Annotated in this window: 20 protein-coding genes; 11 read left to right on the top strand and 9 right to left on the bottom strand. The window is 45.4% G+C overall.

What is annotated here, in order from left to right:
- Positions 1-52: 52 nt before the first annotated feature.
- From DW033_RS03520 to DW033_RS03490, 7 genes are all read right to left on the bottom strand, one after another.
- Positions 53-514: a (2Fe-2S)-binding protein gene (locus DW033_RS03520; protein WP_044545206.1), complete on the bottom strand. Its 462-nt coding sequence runs from the start codon at positions 512-514 to the stop codon at positions 53-55.
- A complete protein-coding gene (gene argH / locus DW033_RS03515) occupies positions 507-1847 on the bottom strand; it encodes an argininosuccinate lyase (RefSeq protein WP_122382454.1) in 1341 nt (446 codons plus the stop codon). The genes DW033_RS03520 and argH overlap by 8 nt, the downstream gene beginning before the upstream one ends.
- 13 nt (positions 1848-1860) lie before the next feature.
- Positions 1861-2274 carry a polyketide cyclase gene (locus DW033_RS03510; protein ID WP_005858994.1) on the bottom strand — a complete coding sequence of 138 codons (414 nt, stop codon included), beginning with the start codon at positions 2272-2274 and terminating at the stop codon, positions 1861-1863.
- Positions 2275-2296: 22 nt separating this feature from the next.
- Positions 2297-2932, bottom strand: coding sequence for an orotate phosphoribosyltransferase (gene pyrE, locus DW033_RS03505; protein WP_005858992.1), 636 nt, complete (start codon positions 2930-2932; stop codon positions 2297-2299).
- An 86-nt stretch (positions 2933-3018) separates the two neighbouring features.
- The gene (locus DW033_RS03500) at positions 3019-3708 is read right to left on the bottom strand and encodes a ComF family protein (RefSeq protein WP_122369026.1); all 690 of its coding nucleotides are present in this window, start codon (positions 3706-3708) and stop codon (positions 3019-3021) included.
- Positions 3689-4189 carry a regulatory protein RecX gene (locus DW033_RS03495; RefSeq protein ID WP_005867888.1) on the bottom strand — a complete coding sequence of 167 codons (501 nt, stop codon included), beginning with the start codon at positions 4187-4189 and terminating at the stop codon, positions 3689-3691. Before DW033_RS03495 ends, DW033_RS03500 begins: the two co-directional genes overlap by 20 nt.
- Complete coding sequence (locus tag DW033_RS03490) at positions 4186-5142, bottom strand: HemK/PrmC family methyltransferase (RefSeq protein WP_005867890.1); 957 nt, start codon at positions 5140-5142, stop codon at positions 4186-4188. The genes DW033_RS03495 and DW033_RS03490 overlap by 4 nt, the downstream gene beginning before the upstream one ends.
- 56 nt (positions 5143-5198) lie before the next feature.
- Between DW033_RS03490 and ribD the strand changes: the two genes are divergently transcribed.
- The 8 genes from ribD (at position 5199) to murI (ending at position 14198) form a co-directional block, all read left to right on the top strand.
- Positions 5199-6278, top strand: a complete 1080-nt coding sequence (ribD, locus tag DW033_RS03485) for a bifunctional diaminohydroxyphosphoribosylaminopyrimidine deaminase/5-amino-6-(5-phosphoribosylamino)uracil reductase RibD (RefSeq protein ID WP_122382453.1) — start codon at positions 5199-5201, stop codon at positions 6276-6278.
- A 119-nt stretch (positions 6279-6397) separates the two neighbouring features.
- Complete coding sequence (locus DW033_RS03480; protein ID WP_005867894.1) at positions 6398-7774, top strand: DUF6242 domain-containing protein; 1377 nt, start codon at positions 6398-6400, stop codon at positions 7772-7774.
- Positions 7775-7855: 81 nt separating this feature from the next.
- The gene (locus DW033_RS03475) at positions 7856-8560 is read left to right on the top strand and encodes a DUF6089 family protein (RefSeq protein ID WP_008772658.1); all 705 of its coding nucleotides are present in this window, start codon (positions 7856-7858) and stop codon (positions 8558-8560) included.
- 11 nt (positions 8561-8571) lie between these two features.
- Complete coding sequence (locus tag DW033_RS03470; RefSeq protein ID WP_005858978.1) at positions 8572-9315, top strand: isoprenyl transferase; 744 nt, start codon at positions 8572-8574, stop codon at positions 9313-9315.
- Positions 9316-9329: 14 nt separating this feature from the next.
- Positions 9330-12020: an outer membrane protein assembly factor BamA gene (bamA, locus tag DW033_RS03465; RefSeq protein ID WP_005867898.1), complete on the top strand. Its 2691-nt coding sequence runs from the start codon at positions 9330-9332 to the stop codon at positions 12018-12020.
- Between the two features lie 172 nt (positions 12021-12192).
- A complete protein-coding gene (locus DW033_RS03460) occupies positions 12193-12708 on the top strand; it encodes an OmpH family outer membrane protein (protein WP_005858974.1) in 516 nt (171 codons plus the stop codon).
- Between the two features lie 74 nt (positions 12709-12782).
- Positions 12783-13277 (top strand): OmpH family outer membrane protein, encoded by a 495-nt coding sequence (locus tag DW033_RS03455; protein ID WP_005858972.1) that lies wholly within the window; start codon positions 12783-12785, stop codon positions 13275-13277.
- Between the two features lie 90 nt (positions 13278-13367).
- Positions 13368-14198, top strand: a complete 831-nt coding sequence (gene murI / locus DW033_RS03450) for a glutamate racemase (RefSeq protein WP_008772655.1) — start codon at positions 13368-13370, stop codon at positions 14196-14198.
- 311 nt (positions 14199-14509) lie between these two features.
- Here murI and DW033_RS03445 read toward each other — a convergent pair whose 3' ends face one another.
- Both DW033_RS03445 and DW033_RS03440 read right to left on the bottom strand, forming a co-directional pair.
- On the bottom strand, positions 14510-14878 hold the full coding sequence (locus DW033_RS03445) for a YccF domain-containing protein (protein ID WP_122382452.1): 369 nt from the start codon (positions 14876-14878) through the stop codon (positions 14510-14512).
- 3 nt (positions 14879-14881) lie between these two features.
- A complete protein-coding gene (locus tag DW033_RS03440; RefSeq protein ID WP_370453714.1) occupies positions 14882-16198 on the bottom strand; it encodes a M23 family metallopeptidase in 1317 nt (438 codons plus the stop codon).
- A gap of 127 nt (positions 16199-16325) precedes the next feature.
- On the opposite strand from DW033_RS03440, the gene DW033_RS03435 reads away from it, so the two are divergent.
- The 3 genes from DW033_RS03435 (at position 16326) to DW033_RS03425 (ending at position 18654) form a co-directional block, all read left to right on the top strand.
- Positions 16326-17696 carry an MATE family efflux transporter gene (locus DW033_RS03435; protein WP_122382450.1) on the top strand — a complete coding sequence of 457 codons (1371 nt, stop codon included), beginning with the start codon at positions 16326-16328 and terminating at the stop codon, positions 17694-17696.
- Positions 17697-17779: 83 nt separating this feature from the next.
- The gene (locus DW033_RS03430; RefSeq protein ID WP_005858961.1) at positions 17780-18205 is read left to right on the top strand and encodes an META domain-containing protein; all 426 of its coding nucleotides are present in this window, start codon (positions 17780-17782) and stop codon (positions 18203-18205) included.
- The gene (locus tag DW033_RS03425) at positions 18205-18654 is read left to right on the top strand and encodes an META domain-containing protein (protein WP_005858959.1); all 450 of its coding nucleotides are present in this window, start codon (positions 18205-18207) and stop codon (positions 18652-18654) included. The genes DW033_RS03430 and DW033_RS03425 overlap by 1 nt, the downstream gene beginning before the upstream one ends.
- The last annotated feature ends 39 nt before the right edge of the window (positions 18655-18693 follow it).

Here is an 18693-nt window from a genome sequence, read left to right as displayed (position 1 = left end):
AGTGCAAAGGTAGTACAAATATTTATACTACCAAACATTTTCGGTGAAAAATTTAATTATGGATGTAAATTTTATTACCGTTTGTATCGACGACATATTGTTTGAGGGCTTGTTTCTCCTCAGCGCAAGGTCCTTCCACCGGATTGCCGTTTCCATATGATATGTCAAATTTACTACCACACTTCGGGCAGATCGCATACATACCTGATTCATCAATTTCTACAATGGTATTACTCGAAGCCTCATGAGGACAGGCAGTGTCAAAAGCGAAAAATGCATCGGGTAAACCATGATAAACCAAAACTCCACCAAAACCGGTCTGCTCATTGGCTTGATCTACGTTTTTGGGTGTATAGATTTTATAGGCCAATATTGCCTTTAATGCTTTATCTTGATAAGTCAGATCTAGTTCCAGATAGACCGCACGATAGGGAATGCGAGTCTCTATCGTATCTGCGCAAGATAATAGCGTAAACAAGATCAAAAGTGGAAATATCCGTCTTATCTTATCCATGGATCAATTTCTTTTCAGCCTCGTTCATCCGTTCGAAAGAGAAAGAACCTATCACGCTACGCATCATGGTGGCGATTGGTTCGTTACATAGATTACCGATACTGCCTTCGTGTGTATGGTTAACGCTCTTCGAAGGAACGAATTTACCGGCCTCGATATCCAAACCTACTTGCTTATAAGCGTCACGGAAAGGCATTCCGGCCAAGACACGGCGGTTCACTTCTTCCACGCTAAACAATAGAGAATATTTATCATCGTCCAATATATGCTCGTTCACTTTCACCTCACGCATCATATGAGTTACCATGCGTAAGCAATCCTTCAGCTCGTCGAAAGCCGGTAGGAAGACTTCCTTGATGATCTGGAGATCCCGGAAGTAACCGGAAGGAAGATTATTGCTGATCAAGATGATTTGCTGAGGCAAGCCTTGAAGCTTATTGCATTTGGCACGTGTCAACTCAAATACATCCGGATTCTTCTTATGCGGCATGATACTGGAGCCGGTCGTGAACTGATCCGGCAGTTTGATGAAGCCAAAGTTCTGGCTATTGAACATACAAGCGTCGAACGCTAACTTGGAGAGCGTAGCGGCGATACCCGCCATAGCGAAAGCCACGGTGCGTTCCATCTTGCCACGTCCCATCTGGGCGTATACCACATTGTAGTCCAGCGAGTCGAAACCTAATAAATCCGTAGTCATCTGGCGGTTTAGCGGGAAGGATGAACCATATCCGGCGGCGGAACCCAGCGGGTTACGGTTGCAAATACGGTATGCGGCTTGCATAAGTTGCAAATCATCTACCAAGCTCTCCGCGTAAGCGCCGAACCAAAGTCCGAACGAAGAGGGCATAGCTACCTGTAGATGCGTATATCCGGGAAGCAGTACATCCTTGTACCGGTTACTCTGGGAGATCAAAACGTCGAACAAGCCGGAAACCAACTCAACCAATTCTTGTATTTGCGAACGGGTGAAAAGTTTCAGATCCAATAGAACCTGATCATTGCGGGAACGCCCGCTATGGATCTTCTTGCCCATATCGCCCAAACGGCGTGTAAGCATGAGTTCCACCTGCGAGTGCACATCCTCGATGCCTTCCTCGATGATGAATTCTCCACGATCCGCTACGGCGTATATATTCCGTAATTCTGCTAATAAGACGTTTAGTTCCTCTTTGGTCAATAAACCGATACATTCCAGCATCGTGATATGCGCCATAGAGCCTAATACGTCATATTTAGCGAGGTAAAGATCCATCTCACGGTCCTTACCTACCGTGAAGATATCTACTTCATGATCTACCTGTACATTTTTTTCCCAAAGTTTCTGAGCCATAATGAAAAAGGAATTAATAAGGCAAGGAGGCGATAACGGTCGAGATTTTATCCACAGCCTCTTGCAAAGGTTTCGATACCATTGGTTTCAAGAACGGATTCAGATCGGCACGAACCGTGATTTTTAACCGTGTGTCGTCCTCGGCCACCTGTTTCAATTGTATCCACAAGAAAAGGGGAACAGGAGAGTTGGTCGTCGTGAACTTGATTAATTTATTCGGCTCTCTTTCTACGATCTGGAAGGTAATCTTACCAACGGGATCGACAGCGAAACTACAGGTATCGCTGTCGAACTCAAAATTTTTTATTTTATCTTGCGGGATGCGATCCTTGATACGTTCCAAGTTGGAAAGATCGGACAACATCGTGAAGATACGTTCATCATTGTGTGGGATCTGTTTGACCTCACTCACAAATTCTTCAGTCATTGAGTGTCTTTTTGTTTATTACTTATTTCGGGTCCCAGTTAGCCGGATCTTTACGCCATTCCTGAAGAACCGCGATCTCAGACTCATCGATGTAATGCGTACGGACAGCTTCTTCCAAGACTGCGTCGTAGTTACTCAATGTAGTCAATGTTACTTTAGCGTCTTTGAAAGCGGCTTCCGCTACAGGGAATCCATAGGTAAAGATAGCTACCATACCCGCGACATCGCAACCAAAGTTACGTACGGCCTGTACGGCTTTCAAGCTACTACCTCCGGTAGATACCAAATCCTCGATGATCACTACTTTAGAACCCGGTTTCAATTCTCCTTCGATAAGGTTTTCCAATCCATGATCTTTTGGCGTAGAGCGGATGTATACGAATGGCAATCCTAATAAATCGGCTACTAAAGCACCTTGAGCGATCGCGCCTGTAGCAACACCGGCAATGGCATCTACGTTCTCGAATTTTTCACTAATCACACGAGCCAACTCCAATTTAATGAAGCTACGAACGACCGGATAAGAAAGAGTCTTTCGGTTGTCATTGTAGATCGGAGATTTCCAGCCGGATGCCCAAGTAAACGGATTGGCCGGTTGCAACTTTACGGCTTTAATCTTTAATAATTTTTCTGCTACTAAACTTTCCAGTGTTTTCATACAATCCTATATTTATATCAGTCTGCAAAAATAGATAAACTGAATGACATTACCTTGAATATCGTACGTTAATTTTTTATTAATATTTATGCGACAGACAGGGCTAAAATGCTGATGCGTATGCCCGGAATCCCTGATAAAGCCTTTGCGCAAGCGGAAATCGTGGCTCCGGTTGTGATCACGTCGTCTATGAGCAGGATATGTTTGTTTTTTAAGCTTTCCGGATGAATGACATTAAAAATAGAACATACATTTAACCAACGGTCGTAAATGGCCTTACGAGTTTGGGTACTTGTGTGGGTGGTGCGGGCTAGACTTCGCGTATCGATGGGGATATCCCATATGGAACGGATGCCGGAGGCGATCCATTCGGACTGGTTGTAACCTCTTTGCCGTTTTTTGCGGGGATGCAGGGGAACGGGGATAAGGAGGTCTACGGTACATATCGGGCTGTGATCCGCTTGGAGCTCTCTCGCTATCTGTCGTCCGAGTAGATAGCCCAGCTCTTTATTATCATGGTATTTGAGCGAGTGTATCAGGCTTTGTACTTTTCCGCCTTTCTCGTATCGTAGATAAGCGGTGGCGTATTCGATCCGGTTCTTTCCGATAAAAAGTTGCTCGACGGGGTTGTTCACCAGTTGATGATATCCCGTGTGCGGCAGGTCGCATAGGCATTTCAGGCAAATTTGTTCTTCTCCCTCGACGAGTGGTCGTTTACATATTTTACATAAGTTTGGGAAAAACAGGTTGAGCAGATTATTCCATGTCGTCGGCATAATCCTCGCAGTCTGTTCCTTTGAATAATTGGCTTAGGCAATCCAACGTGATCCGGCTTTCGAAACCTCGTCCGGAGGCGAAACGGAGTAACTTGTTGAATAGGTCCCGCTCGTCTTTTCCTTTGGTCGATTTCTTTTTGCTTTTTAGTAAATCGAGTAAGATGGAGCGGTATTCTCCCTCGTCAATGGCGGCGAGCGATTCTTCCCGGATCGGGGAGGGGATGTTTTTCTTATAAAGCTCGTAGCCTATTTTTACCCGTCCCCATTTATTGAACCGTAGCTTATCGTTCACGAAGAAACGGGTGTAACGGGATTCGTCGATAAACCGCTCTTTCAGCAAGCGGGCGATGATACGCTCGGAGGCGTCGGGAGGAAGTCCGGCGGCATCGATCTTTTTCTGTACGTCTTGTATGCAGCGTTCGGCGGTGGAGCAATAGGCGGCTGCCCGGTGCAACATCTCGGGTTCGGTTATCTCTTTCATATTTTTGCTTTTACGATCCGGTCTTTTCCGTATAAATCTTGTATTAATTCGACTTCGGTGTAATTCTCTTGACGTAGCATCGCTACGGTCTCTTTTCCGCAAAGGGCGTTGATCTCGAAGTAAAGATGCCCGCCTTCCACCAAATGCCTTTGTCCGAAGCGGGCGATGGCCCGGTAAAAGAGAAGCGGATCGTCATCGGGAACGAACAAGGCCAGGTGAGGCTCGTTCTCCAAAACGTTCGCTTCCATGGTCGCTTTCTCCTTATTCATTATATAAGGAGGGTTGCTGACGATGCAATTGAAGTTGCCTATAGGAGAAACAGCGGTTTCTTCCGTATGGGATTTTGGTTTCATGTACGTGAAACTTTTGTTTTCCTTACGTGAAACTTTTGTTTCTTCTACGTGAAACTTTAGTTTTCCTTGCATGAAACTGGGATAACCTTCGGAAAGGATATCCAATTCGAGGAAAGATACGGAAACTTGATTCAGTCGGGCGTTCTCCTCGGCCACGGCGAGCGCTTCGGGTGATATATCCACCGCCGCTACCTCAGCCTTCGGAAGATGTTTCGCCAAGGAAATAGCGATACAGCCGCTTCCCGTACCAATATCTAATATACGAGGGGCTTGGCCTCGGTAGTCCGTGATGATCCGCTCGACCAACTCGGCGGTTTCCGGGCGGGGAATCAATACGTCCGGCGTCACCTTAAACTCTATCCCGTAAAAATCCGCTATGCCTAATAAGTATTGTATGGGCTTGTATAAACGCAGTCCTTCTACAATCTCCTTGATTTTAAATTTCTCCGTATCAGATAATTCTTTACCTTTGCCTAACAGGAGTTGATGGGTAGAAAGACCGCAAACACGTTCCATGATGAGCCGGACGAGCGCTTGGGCTTCGCCGGGAGGATAAATATCTTTGAGGGAATTTCGGATGTAGGCGATGGTCTCAGTCATATCTTACTCTTGTTTTATCGCGAAAGTAGTGTAAAAACCGTTTATATGCAAAGATTATGGTAGAGGTTGAAGAGAAATACATGGCTCGTTGCATCGAGTTGGCTAAAGGAGGGAGGGGAAATGTCAGTCCGAATCCGATGGTTGGTGCGGTGGTTGTGCATAAGGGCCGTATTATCGGTGAGGGATTTCACAGGAAATGTGGGGAGGCGCATGCCGAGGTGAATGCTATCGCTTCCGTGAAAGACGAGTCTTTGTTGAAAGACAGTACGATTTATGTGAGTCTGGAGCCTTGCTCTCATTATGGGAAGACGCCTCCTTGCGCCGAGTTGATTATCCGGAAAGGGATTCCACGGGTGGTGGTCGGTTGCTTGGATCCTTTTCCCGAGGTGTCGGGGCGAGGCGTGCGGATGTTGCGTGAGGCTGGTGTCGAGGTCGTCACAGGCGTGATGGAGGAAGAAGCCCGTGCGTTGAACAAGGCGTTTATGACGCTACAAATGAAAGGCCGTCCTTATATTATCTTGAAATGGGCGCAGAGCGAGGATGGGTTTATCGATCGTTTGCGTACGGACGTGTCGGAGCCGGTCACGGTTTTGTCTTCTCCGGAGACTTCACGCTTGGTGCATAAACTTCGCTCGGAGGTGGCGGCTATCATGGTCGGTACACGGACCGCTTTATTGGATAATCCTTCATTGAACGTGCGCCATTGGTCCGGTAATTCTCCGGTTAGGGTCGTATTGGATCGCCGGCTCGTTATTCCCGATTCTTATCGGTTGCTGAATGGTTTCTCACGTACATTAATATTTACGGAGAAGGAAGTGGAAAACCGAGAGAACATGGAGTATATCCGGATAGATTTCGAGGGCCCGGTGATCCGGCAAGTGCTAGATCATCTTGCTGCCCGGAAGTTGGATTCCTTATTGGTGGAAGGTGGGGCCCAGTTGATTAATTCTTTCGTGGAAGCGGATGTGTGGGACGAGGCGAGGGTGGAAACAGCTCCGGTTCGCCTGTATCAAGGGGTGCATGCGCCGATGCTTGGAAAGGAGGCTGTTAGCGGCATCTCTAGACGTTCTGTTATGAGCATTAAAAATCATAACTATGAAATTTTAAATCATAACGATGAGTTCGAAAAATCATAACTATGAATTTTAAGGCTCATATAATCAACTAAAATATTATAAATATTAGCAGGTATTAGGGTGAAAGCAAAAAATGTTTCTACTTTTGTGCCTTTATATGCGACAAACTTATGTTTTTGATGAAAAATAAATTAGTACTATTTATAACAGGTTGTTTTGCGTTAGTGCTGTCTTCTTGTTTGAAGTCAGATGAAATCGTTGGTGTAGAAGCTATTAAGAATTGCCAGATACATACTTTTTCATTAAGTCATGATTCTGTGTCGGGGTTGGATACTGTGAAGTTTACGATAGACCAGCTAACGGGACGGATTTTTAATATAGACTCTTTACCTTTTGGTACGAAGATCGAGAAAGTGGTTTGTAAGATTGGGTTCGCTAATTCTTCAGTGATAGGTGGCGTGGAGGCTAGTCCCGAGGCTTATCCCGATTCCACTTATTATTTAAGTAGTTTGTCGGATTCCATCGATTTCTCCGCTCCGGTAAAGTTCGTGGTTCATGCGTATGACCAAGTCACGACAAAAGTCTATATGGCGCAGGTGAATATCCATCAAGTGGTTCCGGACTCTATGGTTTGGAGTATGTACGCGAATCCTATGATTGGCATTACCGTGAAGGATCAGAAGGTGGTAACCTACGATTATAATGGATCGGAGAATTACTTTATGTATGTGAAACCCGCCGAGTCCGGTAAACCTTACCAATTATATTACGCTTCGGTAAGTGCGCCTAAGGGCTGGCAGTCATTATCCTTGGCCGGTCTGCCTTCCGATGGGCTTTTGATCTCCCAGATTACCGAGTATAACAATGCTTTATATGTGCCGGCTACAAATGGCACATTATATAGATCCGAGGATGGCTTGACTTGGAGCGCTGTAGAGAACGCCCCTTCCGTGAAATACGTTTTGGGTAGCGTGAAGCAGGGCACGAAACAGCCTTCCGCCTTAGCTACGATCGTGGATCAGGAAGGAAAGCTAGCGTTCTATGCGATGAACGAATCCATGGAGTGGATCGCCGGAGATGCGGTGGCTAGCGGATTCCCTGTTACCGGATTTAGCAATCTCCAATATGCCGCAATGTATCATGAGTACTTGATGACCGCCGGCGGACGTACCGCGGACAACCAAGTGGTTAATACGACTTGGGCGACCATGGATGGTATCTCTTGGGCGTTGATGGCTTCCGGTGACGCAAACTTCACGAAGCGTGAGGGAGCGATGATCACGAATTATGACGATAAGTTTTTCTTGATCGGAGGTATCGACGCTTCGAACAAGGCATTGAAAGATATGTATCAATCGATAGATTATGGTATTTCTTGGTCGTTGATCGACTCGATGGTGGTGTTACCGACCGACTATGCGGCGAGAGGCTTTTCCTCAATTATTGTGGATAAAGAGAATTTCGTGAACATTTTCGGAGGAAAGACCAGCACTGGTTCCAATGACTTGAACCAACTTTGGAGAGGCCGTATCAATCGTTTGATCCCGAAGGAATAGAAAAGTTCGATAGGAGATGTATAATTTTATGAGGCTTTTAGCGTTAGAAAAAGAAGTGTGGTATATATAACAGCAAGGCTTATGACTTCAACTTTTTTTCAGCGGCTTCTCATAATCATCCTATTAGCGGGTACGGTCCCTACGCTTTGGGCGCAGGAATATAAGTACGAGATCGGTGGTATGGCTGGTGGCGCCTTTTATATGGGCGACGCCAACAAGAATACGATATTTAAAGGAATGAATCCGGCGGTGGGAGCCGTGTTCCGGTATAACATCAACTTTCGTTGGGCCTTGAAAGCCAACTTGATGTGGGGACAGGTTTCCGGTAAGACCGAAGGTATGGAGAACGTTTTTCCGAATAATGCCCAAACCTCTTTCAACCGTAGTATCATGGAGTTGGGGGGACAGGCAGAGTTCAATTTTTTCCCGTATAGCGATAAGTTCGACTATGCGGGGGCGAAGCGTTTCTCTCCTTATGTCTTGGTGGGCATAGGGCTGACGGTGGCTCCGGGTGGCGGGAAGACTTTCGCCAGCCCGAATATTCCTTTAGGCGTGGGCATGAAATATAAGATCAAGAACCGCCTTAATTTAGGGTGCGAGTTCTCGTTTCGTAAGTTATTTGGCGATGGCCTAGAGGGAAAGGACATGTTGGACGATCCGTATGGTGTTAAGGGTAGCGCTCTTAAGAATAAAGATTGGTACTCTTTCTTGTTGTTGTCTGTTACATGGGATTTCGGCCCGAGGTGTCGTACTTGTAACAATGCGAAAAATATAAGTGAATATTAGTAAGATAAAAAATGTCGTTGATTGAGAAAATAGACAAGAATCGCTTGCCACGGCACGTGGCAATTATTATGGACGGGAACGGACGTTGGGCCAAGGCGAAGGGGAAAGACCGTAGCTTCGGGCATCAGGAAGGCGTTGTTTCGGTCCGTAAGATTATGGATGCGGTCACTCAACTCGGATTGAAATATCTGACGTTGTACACTTTCTCTACCGAGAACTGGAATCGTCCGGAAGAAGAGGTCCAAGCGCTGATGAGCTTGCTGGTCTCTGCTATTCACCGGGAGACTCCGGACATGATGAAGAAAAACGTTCGCCTTACCGCCATAGGCGATCTTTCCCGTTTGCGTGAGGATGCTTATAATACATTGCAAGAATGTATCGATACGACTTCGGCGAATACGGGAACCACACTTGTTCTGGCGCTTAGTTATTCTTCCCGGTGGGAGATCACCAGAGCGGCTAGGCAACTCGCCCAAGAGGTCTTGGAACAGAAAATAAACCCCAATGATATAACCGAGGCTATGGTCTCGGACCACTTGACGACCAAAAATATCCCCGATCCCGATCTTTTGATACGGACCGGAGGAGAGAAACGCATCAGTAACTTCTTGCTATGGCAGTTGTCATATGCTGAATTCTTCTTTACGGATGTGTTTTGGCCGGATTTCAGAGAAGAAGAGTTGTATGAGGCTATATTGTATTACCAGCAACGTGAGCGTCGTTTCGGTAAGACAAGTGAGCAATTAATCTTATAAACAATAGCTGTTATATGTACAAAAGAATAGTGCTGTTTTTTATTTGCTTGGGTTTCGCTTGCGGTGCGTTTGCCCAAGAAATAGACACTACCCAAGTTGAGGCGCCGGCAGAAGTGCCGGTCATTTCGTACTCGTTAGCTCCGAAGAAATACAAGATTGCGGATATAAAGATTACGGGTATCAAGAATTATGATGATTTTGTGTTGATCGGCTTCTCGGGCTTGTCGGTAGGCGATGAGATTACCGTACCGGGAGAGGAGATCACTACAGCAGTGAAGCGTTTTTGGAAACATGGCTTGTTTTCGGATGTGAAGATTTTGGCAACGAAGATCGAGGGCGACCAGATTTGGCTGGAGATCCAGCTGAAGCAGCGTCCGCGTATCTCGCAAGTCAATTACCACGGGATCAAGAAAGGCGAGCGTGAGGACTTGGAGGCGAAGCTGGGTTTGAAGAAAGGTTTTCAGGTGACACCGAACGTCATGGACCGTGCCAAGATCGTGATCCAGAAGTTCTTCGATGGCAAAGGCTTTAAGAACGTGGATGTCGAGATCGAGCAAAAGGACGATCCCGCGAATGAAGGCGAGGTGATCGTGGATATCAATATCGATAAGAATGAAAAGACCAAGATCCATCGTATCTATTTTGAGGGTAACGAAAAACTGACTGCCCGGGAGTTGAAGAAGGCGATGAAGAAGACGAACGAGAAGTTCAGCTTGCCGAACGACTGGAAAACCAGTATCATGGAGATGTTCAGCACGAAGAAGTTCACGACTGAGGAATATGAGAACGATAAGAAAAATATAATCGCTAAATATAACGAGCATGGTTATCGCGACGCCGTATTGTTGTCCGATAGCGTAGCGAACTTTAACGAGAAGAAGGTAGATATCTTCTTGAAAGTGGATGAAGGTGAGAAATACTATTTGAAAGATATTCGCTTCGTGGGTAATACGCAATATTCTACGGACTATTTGATGGCCGTGTTGGGTATGAAACCGGGCGAGGTGTATAATCAAAAGAAATTGAACGAACGTTTGAGTACGGATGATGATGCCGTTTCGAATGTCTATTTTAATAACGGTTATTTGTTCTTCAACGCCGATCCGGTAGAGGTGGATGTAGCGAATGACTCTATCTCGTTAGAGATCCGTATCCAAGAGGGTCCGCAGGCGACGATCAACCGTATTATCATTAATGGTAATGACCGTTTGTATGAGGATATCGTTCGCCGTGAGTTGCGTACCAAGCCGGGTATGTTGTTCAGCCGTGATGACTTGATGCGTTCCGTTCGTGAGTTGGCCCAGATGGGACACTTTGACCCAGAAAACATGAATCCGGTGCCGCTGCCTGATCCTGAGAATGGAACCGTGGATATTGAGTATAACTTGGTTTCCAAGGCGAATGACCAGATCGAGTTCTCCGCAGGTTGGGGACAGACGGGTGTGATCGGTAAGTTAAGTTTGAAGTTTACGAACTTCTCTATGAAGAACTTCTTGAACCCGAAAACCTATAAGGGCATCATCCCGCAAGGTGAGGGACAGACATTGACTTTGAGCGGCCAGACGAATGGGCGTTACTATCAGGCTTACAGCATCTCCTTCATGGATCCTTGGTTCGGCGGTAAACGACCGAATACATTGTCTGTCAGCGCTTATTTCTCAAAGCAAACCGATATCAGTAGCAATTACTTGACCAATTCCGGTTATGGTTATGGCTATCCGGGCTATGGCTATGGTTATCCCGGTTATTATGGGGGCGGTTATGGCTATGGTAGCAACTATTACGGCAACTATGGTTACAATAATAGTTATGAGTATGCTTACGACCCGGATAAGTCTATCATGATGTTCGGTTTAGCGGCCGGTTATGGTAAACGCTTGAATTGGCCGGATGACTACTTCCAGTTCATGGCGACGTTGAACTATCAGCTGTATATGATGCATGATTGGGACTATTTCTTGGTTAATAACGGAAATTGCCATAATATCAACTTGGAGTTGATGTTGCAACGTAACTCTATCGATAACCCGTTGTATACTCGTAAGGGTTCACAATTCATGTTGTCTGTAGCTGCTACGCCTCCTTACTCTTTATTCGATGGTAAGGATTATGCGTCGATGTCAAGCTCAGACCCGGATAAGTATAAATTCATCGAGTATCATAAATGGAAGTTCAAAGCGAAGATCTTCTCTCCGTTGGCTCCGTTGACCGTGAAACGTACGCCGGTATTGATGACCCGTGTTGAGTATGGTTTCTTAGGTACTTATAATAAAAATAAGAAGTCTCCGTTCGAGACCTTCTATATGGGTGGTGACGGTATGAGTGGTTACTCCAGTACCTATGCTCAGGAAACGATCGGTTTGAGAGGTTATGAGAATGGTAGTATCGCCGGTAATGGTGGTTACAACTCTTATGGATACGCTTATTCTCGTTTGGCTATGGAGTTGAGATATCCGTTCTTGCTGGAGCCTTCCTCTACGATCTACGGATTGGTATTTGTGGAGGCTGGTAACGCTTGGACTGATTTGAAGAATTTTAATCCGTTTAACTTGAAACGCTCCGCCGGTGTCGGTGTCCGTATATTCTTGCCGATGATCGGTTTGATGGGACTCGACTGGGCTTATGGTTTCGACGAGCCGAATTATGGATCTAATGGTAAACGTAGCGGTAGTAACCTGCACTTTATCATCGGACAGGAATTCTAAAATATAGATCGGGTATAGCTTCGTATGTAGAGACGGGGCGTGTTCCGTATGTGGAGACGGGGCACGCCCCGTCTCTACATTTAAATAAATACTTTTAACGAATATTGGTAGGCTGTAAGTAAACCCTCTGTTATATTTGCAGTCATAAAGTAGAACTATAAATAAAGAGAGTATGAAAAAGATTATCACATTGAGCTGTCTGATGTTGCTTTGTTCTTTTGCCGGCATGGCACAGAAGTTCGCTTTAATCGACATGGAATATATATTGAAGAATATTCCGGCTTACGAAATGACCAATGAGCAGTTGAGCCAAGTTTCCAAGAAATGGCAAAATGAGGTGGAAGCGATTCAGCAAGAAGCTCAGAATATGTATAAGAATTATCAGAGCGATCTGGTATTCCTCTCCGCCGAGATGAAAACGAAACGTGAGGAAGAGATCGTGAAGAAAGAGCAAGAGGCGCAAGATCTGAAACGTAAATATTTCGGTCCTGAGGGTGAGTTATATAAGAAACGCGAGAGTTTGATGAAACCGATTCAAGACGAGGTGTATAATGCGGTGAAAGAAATCTCGGAAGACAAGGGATATCAAATTGTTTGGGATCGAGCTTCAGCTATGAGCATTATTTTCGCTTCTCCGAAGATCGATATCAGTAATGAAGTGCTGATTAAGTTAGGATATTCAAAATAAATGCTTACATTTGTGCGCTTTATGCATGAAAAGTGTGAAAGCTTGATTAATAACAAAGTAATTATATAGTAAAAATGAAGAAACTTATTGTTTTATTGTTGATGATTCTCCCGTTGGGAGCTATCGCTCAGGAAGTTAAAATTGCGTTTGTAAAAACTCAAGAGGTGTTTATGGCTATGCCGGAGGTATCTGGTATGGAAAAACAAATGGCAGACTTGAATGAGAAATATAGAGTTGAATTGAAGCAAATGCAAGATGAATACCAAAAGAAATATTCAGACTTCGTAGCGCAGCAAGATTCATTGACAGAAAATATCAAGTTGAGAAGAATGCAAGAGATTCAAGATATCCAAGAACGTATGGATAACTTCGTTCAGGTAGCTCAGCAAGACGTACAAAAGAAACAACAGGAATTGTTGCAACCGATCCAACAGAAGTTGCACGAGGCTATCCAGAAGGTAGGCGAGGAGAAGGGATATACGTATATCATCGATCCGGCAGCTTTGCTTTATACGGGTACTAACGCGGTAGACGCAACTCCGTTTGTTCGTACGAAACTCGGTTTGTAATTAGCAAGAAAATTTATTCTATAGAATAAAAGAGGGGGTGTTTTCCGAAAGGATTGCACCCTTTGTACTTTATAAAAGAAGGTTTCTGATATGTTTCCACAAACTCCCGGTCCGATCGGTCTTTTTGATTCAGGTTATGGCGGACTTACGATTTTCGATAAGATTCATCAGTTGATGCCCGGTTATGATTACGTTTATCTGGGCGATAACGCACGTTCTCCTTATGGAACCCGTTCGTTCGAGGTCGTTTATCAATTTACCCGTCAGGCGGTATCGCGTCTGTTTGAGTCGGGTTGCCAATTGGTGATCTTGGCTTGTAATACGGCATCCGCGAAAGCGCTTCGTACGATTCAACAAAAAGACTTGCCTACATGGGACCCCAATCGTCGTGTATTGGGAGTCATCCGTCCTACAGTTGAGTTAGTGGATACGATCAGCCGTACCAAACATATCGGTATCGTAGGTACGAGCGGTACGATTACGTCCAATTCTTATACGATCGAGATCGGCAGGATGTACCCACATATCCAAGTGACAGGCGAGGCTTGCCCCATGTGGGTCCCTTTGGTGGAGAATAATGAGTTTAATTCCCCGGGAGCGGATTATTTCGTGAAAAAGCATATCGACCATATATTATCCGTAGATCCGCAAATCGATACGCTTATCTTGGGATGTACTCACTATCCCCTTTTGATGGATAAGATCCGTGCTTTTCTTCCTTCCGGCATCACTCTATTCTCGCAAGGCGAGCATGTAGCGGAGAGTTTGCGAGATTATTTAGGGCGTCACCCGGAAATGGATCGTAAACTCACGAAGGGAGGAAGTTGCCGTTTTCTTACCACGGAGTCGGCAGAGAAGTTTTCTGAGGCGGCCTCTATCTTCATGAATACTCCGGTTTCGGTTTCCCAGATCGAGCTATAACGTCCCTAGGCCCTATGAGGGAGATGTATATGAACGCTATTTATACTTCCCTCCTTCCTTATGAATACTTGAAAGATATCGGATGAATTCATTTGAATATCTAGTATAATTCTACAGATCACGCCGTGGTCTGTAGAGTTCACGGCGTGGTTTGTATAGTTCACGTTGTGGTCTGTACAGACCATGACGTGAATTAGAAAATAAAACAAGGAGCGAGAACGTATAGGTATAGAAAGAAATAGGTATAATACCTTATCCTATCTTAAATTCTTGCCGGACGTCTGCCTTCTACGGAAAAGTTAGATGCTTTCTTATTGGATGCTCTTTCCAAAAGGAGCCAAGGCTAAAGCTGCCATCTTAAAATGTTGCATGCCGAAAGGGATGCCGATGATCGTGATACATAGCAAAAGGCCGAATCCTAGATGCGTAAGGCAAATCCAAAAGCCTCCGACGAATATCCAGATAATGTTCATGATAAGTGACAAGCATCCTCCGGAATTCCCCTCGTCTACGACACGGCTGCCAAAAGGCCATAAAGCCAGTATCGCTAATTTTAAGGTCTGGAGGCCAAAAGGTATACCAATGATCGTTATCATTAGTATTAGGCTGGATATCAGATATTCTACACTTGTTATAATCCCTCCGAAGAGTAACCATATTATATTCCCAAAGAATTTCATACGCTAGTTATTTAAATGGTTGATACTATCTTTCTCATATATAACAGATGCTTTACTAACTGTGGCTACATGAAAACTATCTATTTCCGCCAAGATTTGCCGCTTAACGAAAGCGAAACTATCCCTATAGGCCGGTTTCACCGGTTCAGAAGGGGGAGCTTCCATTTTTAGCGGATCGATAGGTTGCCCGTTTTTGTGGACACGGAAGTCTAGGTGCGGCCCGGTAGAGAGTCCGGTGGAGCCTACATAAGCGATCTCTTGGCCTTGTTGCACATGGCTGCCTACTTGGATTCCTTTGGCGAAGCGGCTTAAGTGCATATAAGTCGTGGTGTATACGGAGTTATGTTTCACTTTCAGGAAATTGCCCCCGCCGTTTTGATATCCCTTGGCGATAACCGTACCAGCTCCGATGCTGCGTACCGGTGTACCGGCCGGTGCCGCGTAATCAACCCCATGATGCGCCCGGTATCGTTTGAGGATCGGGTGGAAACGGGCGTTCGTAAAACGGGATGTGATCCGGAAAAAGTCCAGCGGTGCTTTCAGGAACGCCTTGCGAAGGCTGTTCCCTTCCTCATCGAAGTATTCGAAGATACTGTCTTGGGTGAAAGGAATCGCCACGAAATCCTTGCCTTGATGCGTAAAGATAGCCCCCTCGATAGAGGCGATGCTCAAGGCGGTGGTATCGTCGATGTAAGCCTCATTGTATAGAACCTTGAAGGAGTCTCCATCCTTGATGTCAAAGAAATCGATTTGCCAAGCGTACACGTCCGATATCTTGATCGCCAGATACGGATCACCTCCGTTGGCCTTGATCACGTTCCATAGGGAAGAGTTTAATACTCCTTCCGTATATTTTTTCTTGAGGGTGATCGGCTTATTAAATTCATAGGCGTTGATCGTATCTCCGGTCAAGTCGATTACGGCATAATCGGTCAGCGACTTGGCGAAGGCGATATATCGGATCGTCTCCAAGGAATCTACCGTGGAAAATGTGTAATAATGCATGCCGGCTCGCAGTTTCGTCGGATCGAGGACATGGGTGGATGCCCTGCTGATACTGTCTGCTTTCAAGGCCGAGAAGCCCAGCCCAGAGAAGATGGAGGCGGGATTATCCCCGTTTTTCATCAAATACTCTTTTACGTCCAAGGAATCGATACAGATGCCGTATTGATACAGATGTTGTGAGCTATCCACCCACTGCGTATCCATGTCCGCGTCTTCCGTGGGCTGTTGGGGCTGTTTGCAGGAGAAACAACTCATCAACATGGCTAATACGATACATATAGGTAGTTTCTTGTCCATTTGTCTTCGTTTGTTCATCAAAAATTATTCAACCGGATACAAACTTACGGAAAATAATAGAAATAGCGAAACCTATTTAGCGTAAAGCTTTGTACCTTCGCGGACTCGTAAAAAAGGTGTTTAGGTAGAAAGCAGATCAATGGACATGTATAGACTATTCCGTGCCCCGAGAGGGCTGAGAGGCAAATTATTTAAATTAACAGGGCCTATCTTTCTGGAAACCTTGCTGATGTTGACTTTAGGCGTGGTGGATACGCTTATGTTGAGCCATCATTCCGATAATGCGGTGGCAGCGGTAGGTGTGGTTAATCAATTACTGAACATGGTATTCCTGCTGTTCAATATTACCACGACCGGAACTTCCGTCATGTGCGCCCTTTATTTCGGGGCGAAAGATAATAAGAGTTTTATTCAGGTGTTAGGAACCTCCTTGTTGTTTAACGCCGGCGTAGGTTGCTTGATCAGCTTGATGCTTTTCTTGTTCGGTAGGGAGATGTTGGTCCTGATGGATATCCGTCCGGATCTGATGCCGGACGCTGAGACTTATATGCACATTGTCGGAGGGTTCGGCTTCTTCCAAGCGGTTAGTTTTACGATATCGGCGGTGCTCCGTGCGGCGAACAAGCCGAATTGCGCGATGCAGGTGACCTTGTTGATCAATGTATTGAATGTGTTTGGAAATTATGCGTTGATATTTGGCCATTTTGGTTTCCCTGCCCTCGGTGTACAAGGAGCGGCTATCTCTACCTCTGTTTGCCGGGGAGTGGCGATGACACTTTTGTTTATCATGCTGTTCAAGCGGTTGGTGCCTCGTATCCCTTTGGCTTATTTCCGTCCGTTCCCGTTTCAGAAGTTGAAAGATGTGTTGAAGATCGGTTTGCCTTCGGCAGCGGAACAAATCTCGTATGATGCCTCGCAGGTGACGATTGTCTACTTTATCAATATGCTGGGTAATGAGTACTTGACAGCTCGTGTTTATGTGATGAATATCGTGATAATCGGCTATATCTTTTCTTTGTCGATCGCGCAAGCTACTTCTATTTGTACCGGCAATTTGGTGGGCGCGAGGAAGAAGCAAGCCGCTTATTTATTGAGTTGGTATGCTTGGAGGAGGTCGTTGCTGATTACGCTGGTCGCTAGTACCGGGGTTTATCTGCTGGGACGTCCTTTATTGGGGATATTTACTGAGAATCAAGCAATCATAACGATCGCGATGGGAGCCTTGCTGGTAGATGTACTCTTGGAGCAAGGGCGGGCCACGGTACTGCTGTTCTTATTCTGCTTGCGTTCGGTAGGCGACGTTGTGGTCCCGGTAATTATCGAGTTATTCTGTATGTGGTTCTTTGCCGTGTTCTGCGGGTATATGTTCGGTATCGTGTTCGGATTAGGCTTAGCGGGGATGTGGTTCGCTTTTGCTTTGGACGAGTGTTCCAGGGGAGCGGTACTCTGTTTGCGGTGGCGAACGCAGAAGTGGAAAAAGAGGATGTTAATCAAGAATCCTGTTAATATAAGCTAAAACAGGGTGCTCTTGGGAACATTTCGCCTTCTATTTGCGTCTTACTAATTACAATAGATATTTTATAAAAGATTATGATGAAGATGAAAAAGGTATTGTTTTATGCGTTTTTGCTTCCCGCTTTCGTTGGGATGATGTTTTCTTGTTCAGACGTCAAGACAGATGTGAAGAAGTTGGAAGGTAAATGGAATGTGGTAGAAGTGAAAGGTGAGAAAGTCTTGGAAGAAGGCCTGCCGCAGATGGACTTCAATATGGCTGAGAAGAAATTACATGGAAATACAGGCTGTAATTTATTCAATACGACGATCACGTTAGATCCGGAAGATGTATCTTCTATTACGATCGCTCCGGGCGCTACGACTATGATGGCTTGTCCGAATATGGATTTGGAGACGAGCGTGCTTCAATCGATGGATCAGGTTCGTTCCGTGAAGGCCGGAAAAGATGAGAATGAGATGTTGTTGGTAGACCAAGATGGTAATGTATTATTAGTATTGGAGAGAAATTAATGAGAAAAGGTCTTTTTTATATTTGCCTGCTTTTGGTAGGCGTCGGTTTGTTCGCCGGCTGTAAATCCAAGAAAGCGGTGGTAGCTTCTTTCTCGGATCTGGATGGTGAATGGGGTGTCGTGGAGATGAACGGTAAGACGTTGAATCCCGAGGAGACTCATCAGGTTTTGGTGTTCGACGTGGCTCGTCAAGGGCTTTCAGGAAATGCCGGTTGCAATCGGTTGATGGGGAAGATCGAATATAATGATGCTTATAAAAATATCATTAAGTTCCCACAGGTAGCGACTACCCGAATGGCTTGCCCGGATATGAGCGGCGAACGTGAGTTGCTGGAAGCGCTTAATAAGGTGGTGCGCTTTGAGGCACAGGGTGAGGCGGCTCCTGTTACGGAAATCGCTTTGTTCGGGACCAATAATGATAAGTTGTTGGTGATCAAAAAGCAAAAATAAAATCACCCAGTTGTAGAGACGGGGCACGCCCCGTCTCTA

It is taken from the genome of Parabacteroides sp. AF39-10AC (genome assembly GCF_003635405.1).
Lineage (GTDB): Bacteria > Bacteroidota > Bacteroidia > Bacteroidales > Tannerellaceae > Parabacteroides > Parabacteroides distasonis.
This window is presented reverse-complemented; position numbering and strand designations above follow the sequence as displayed.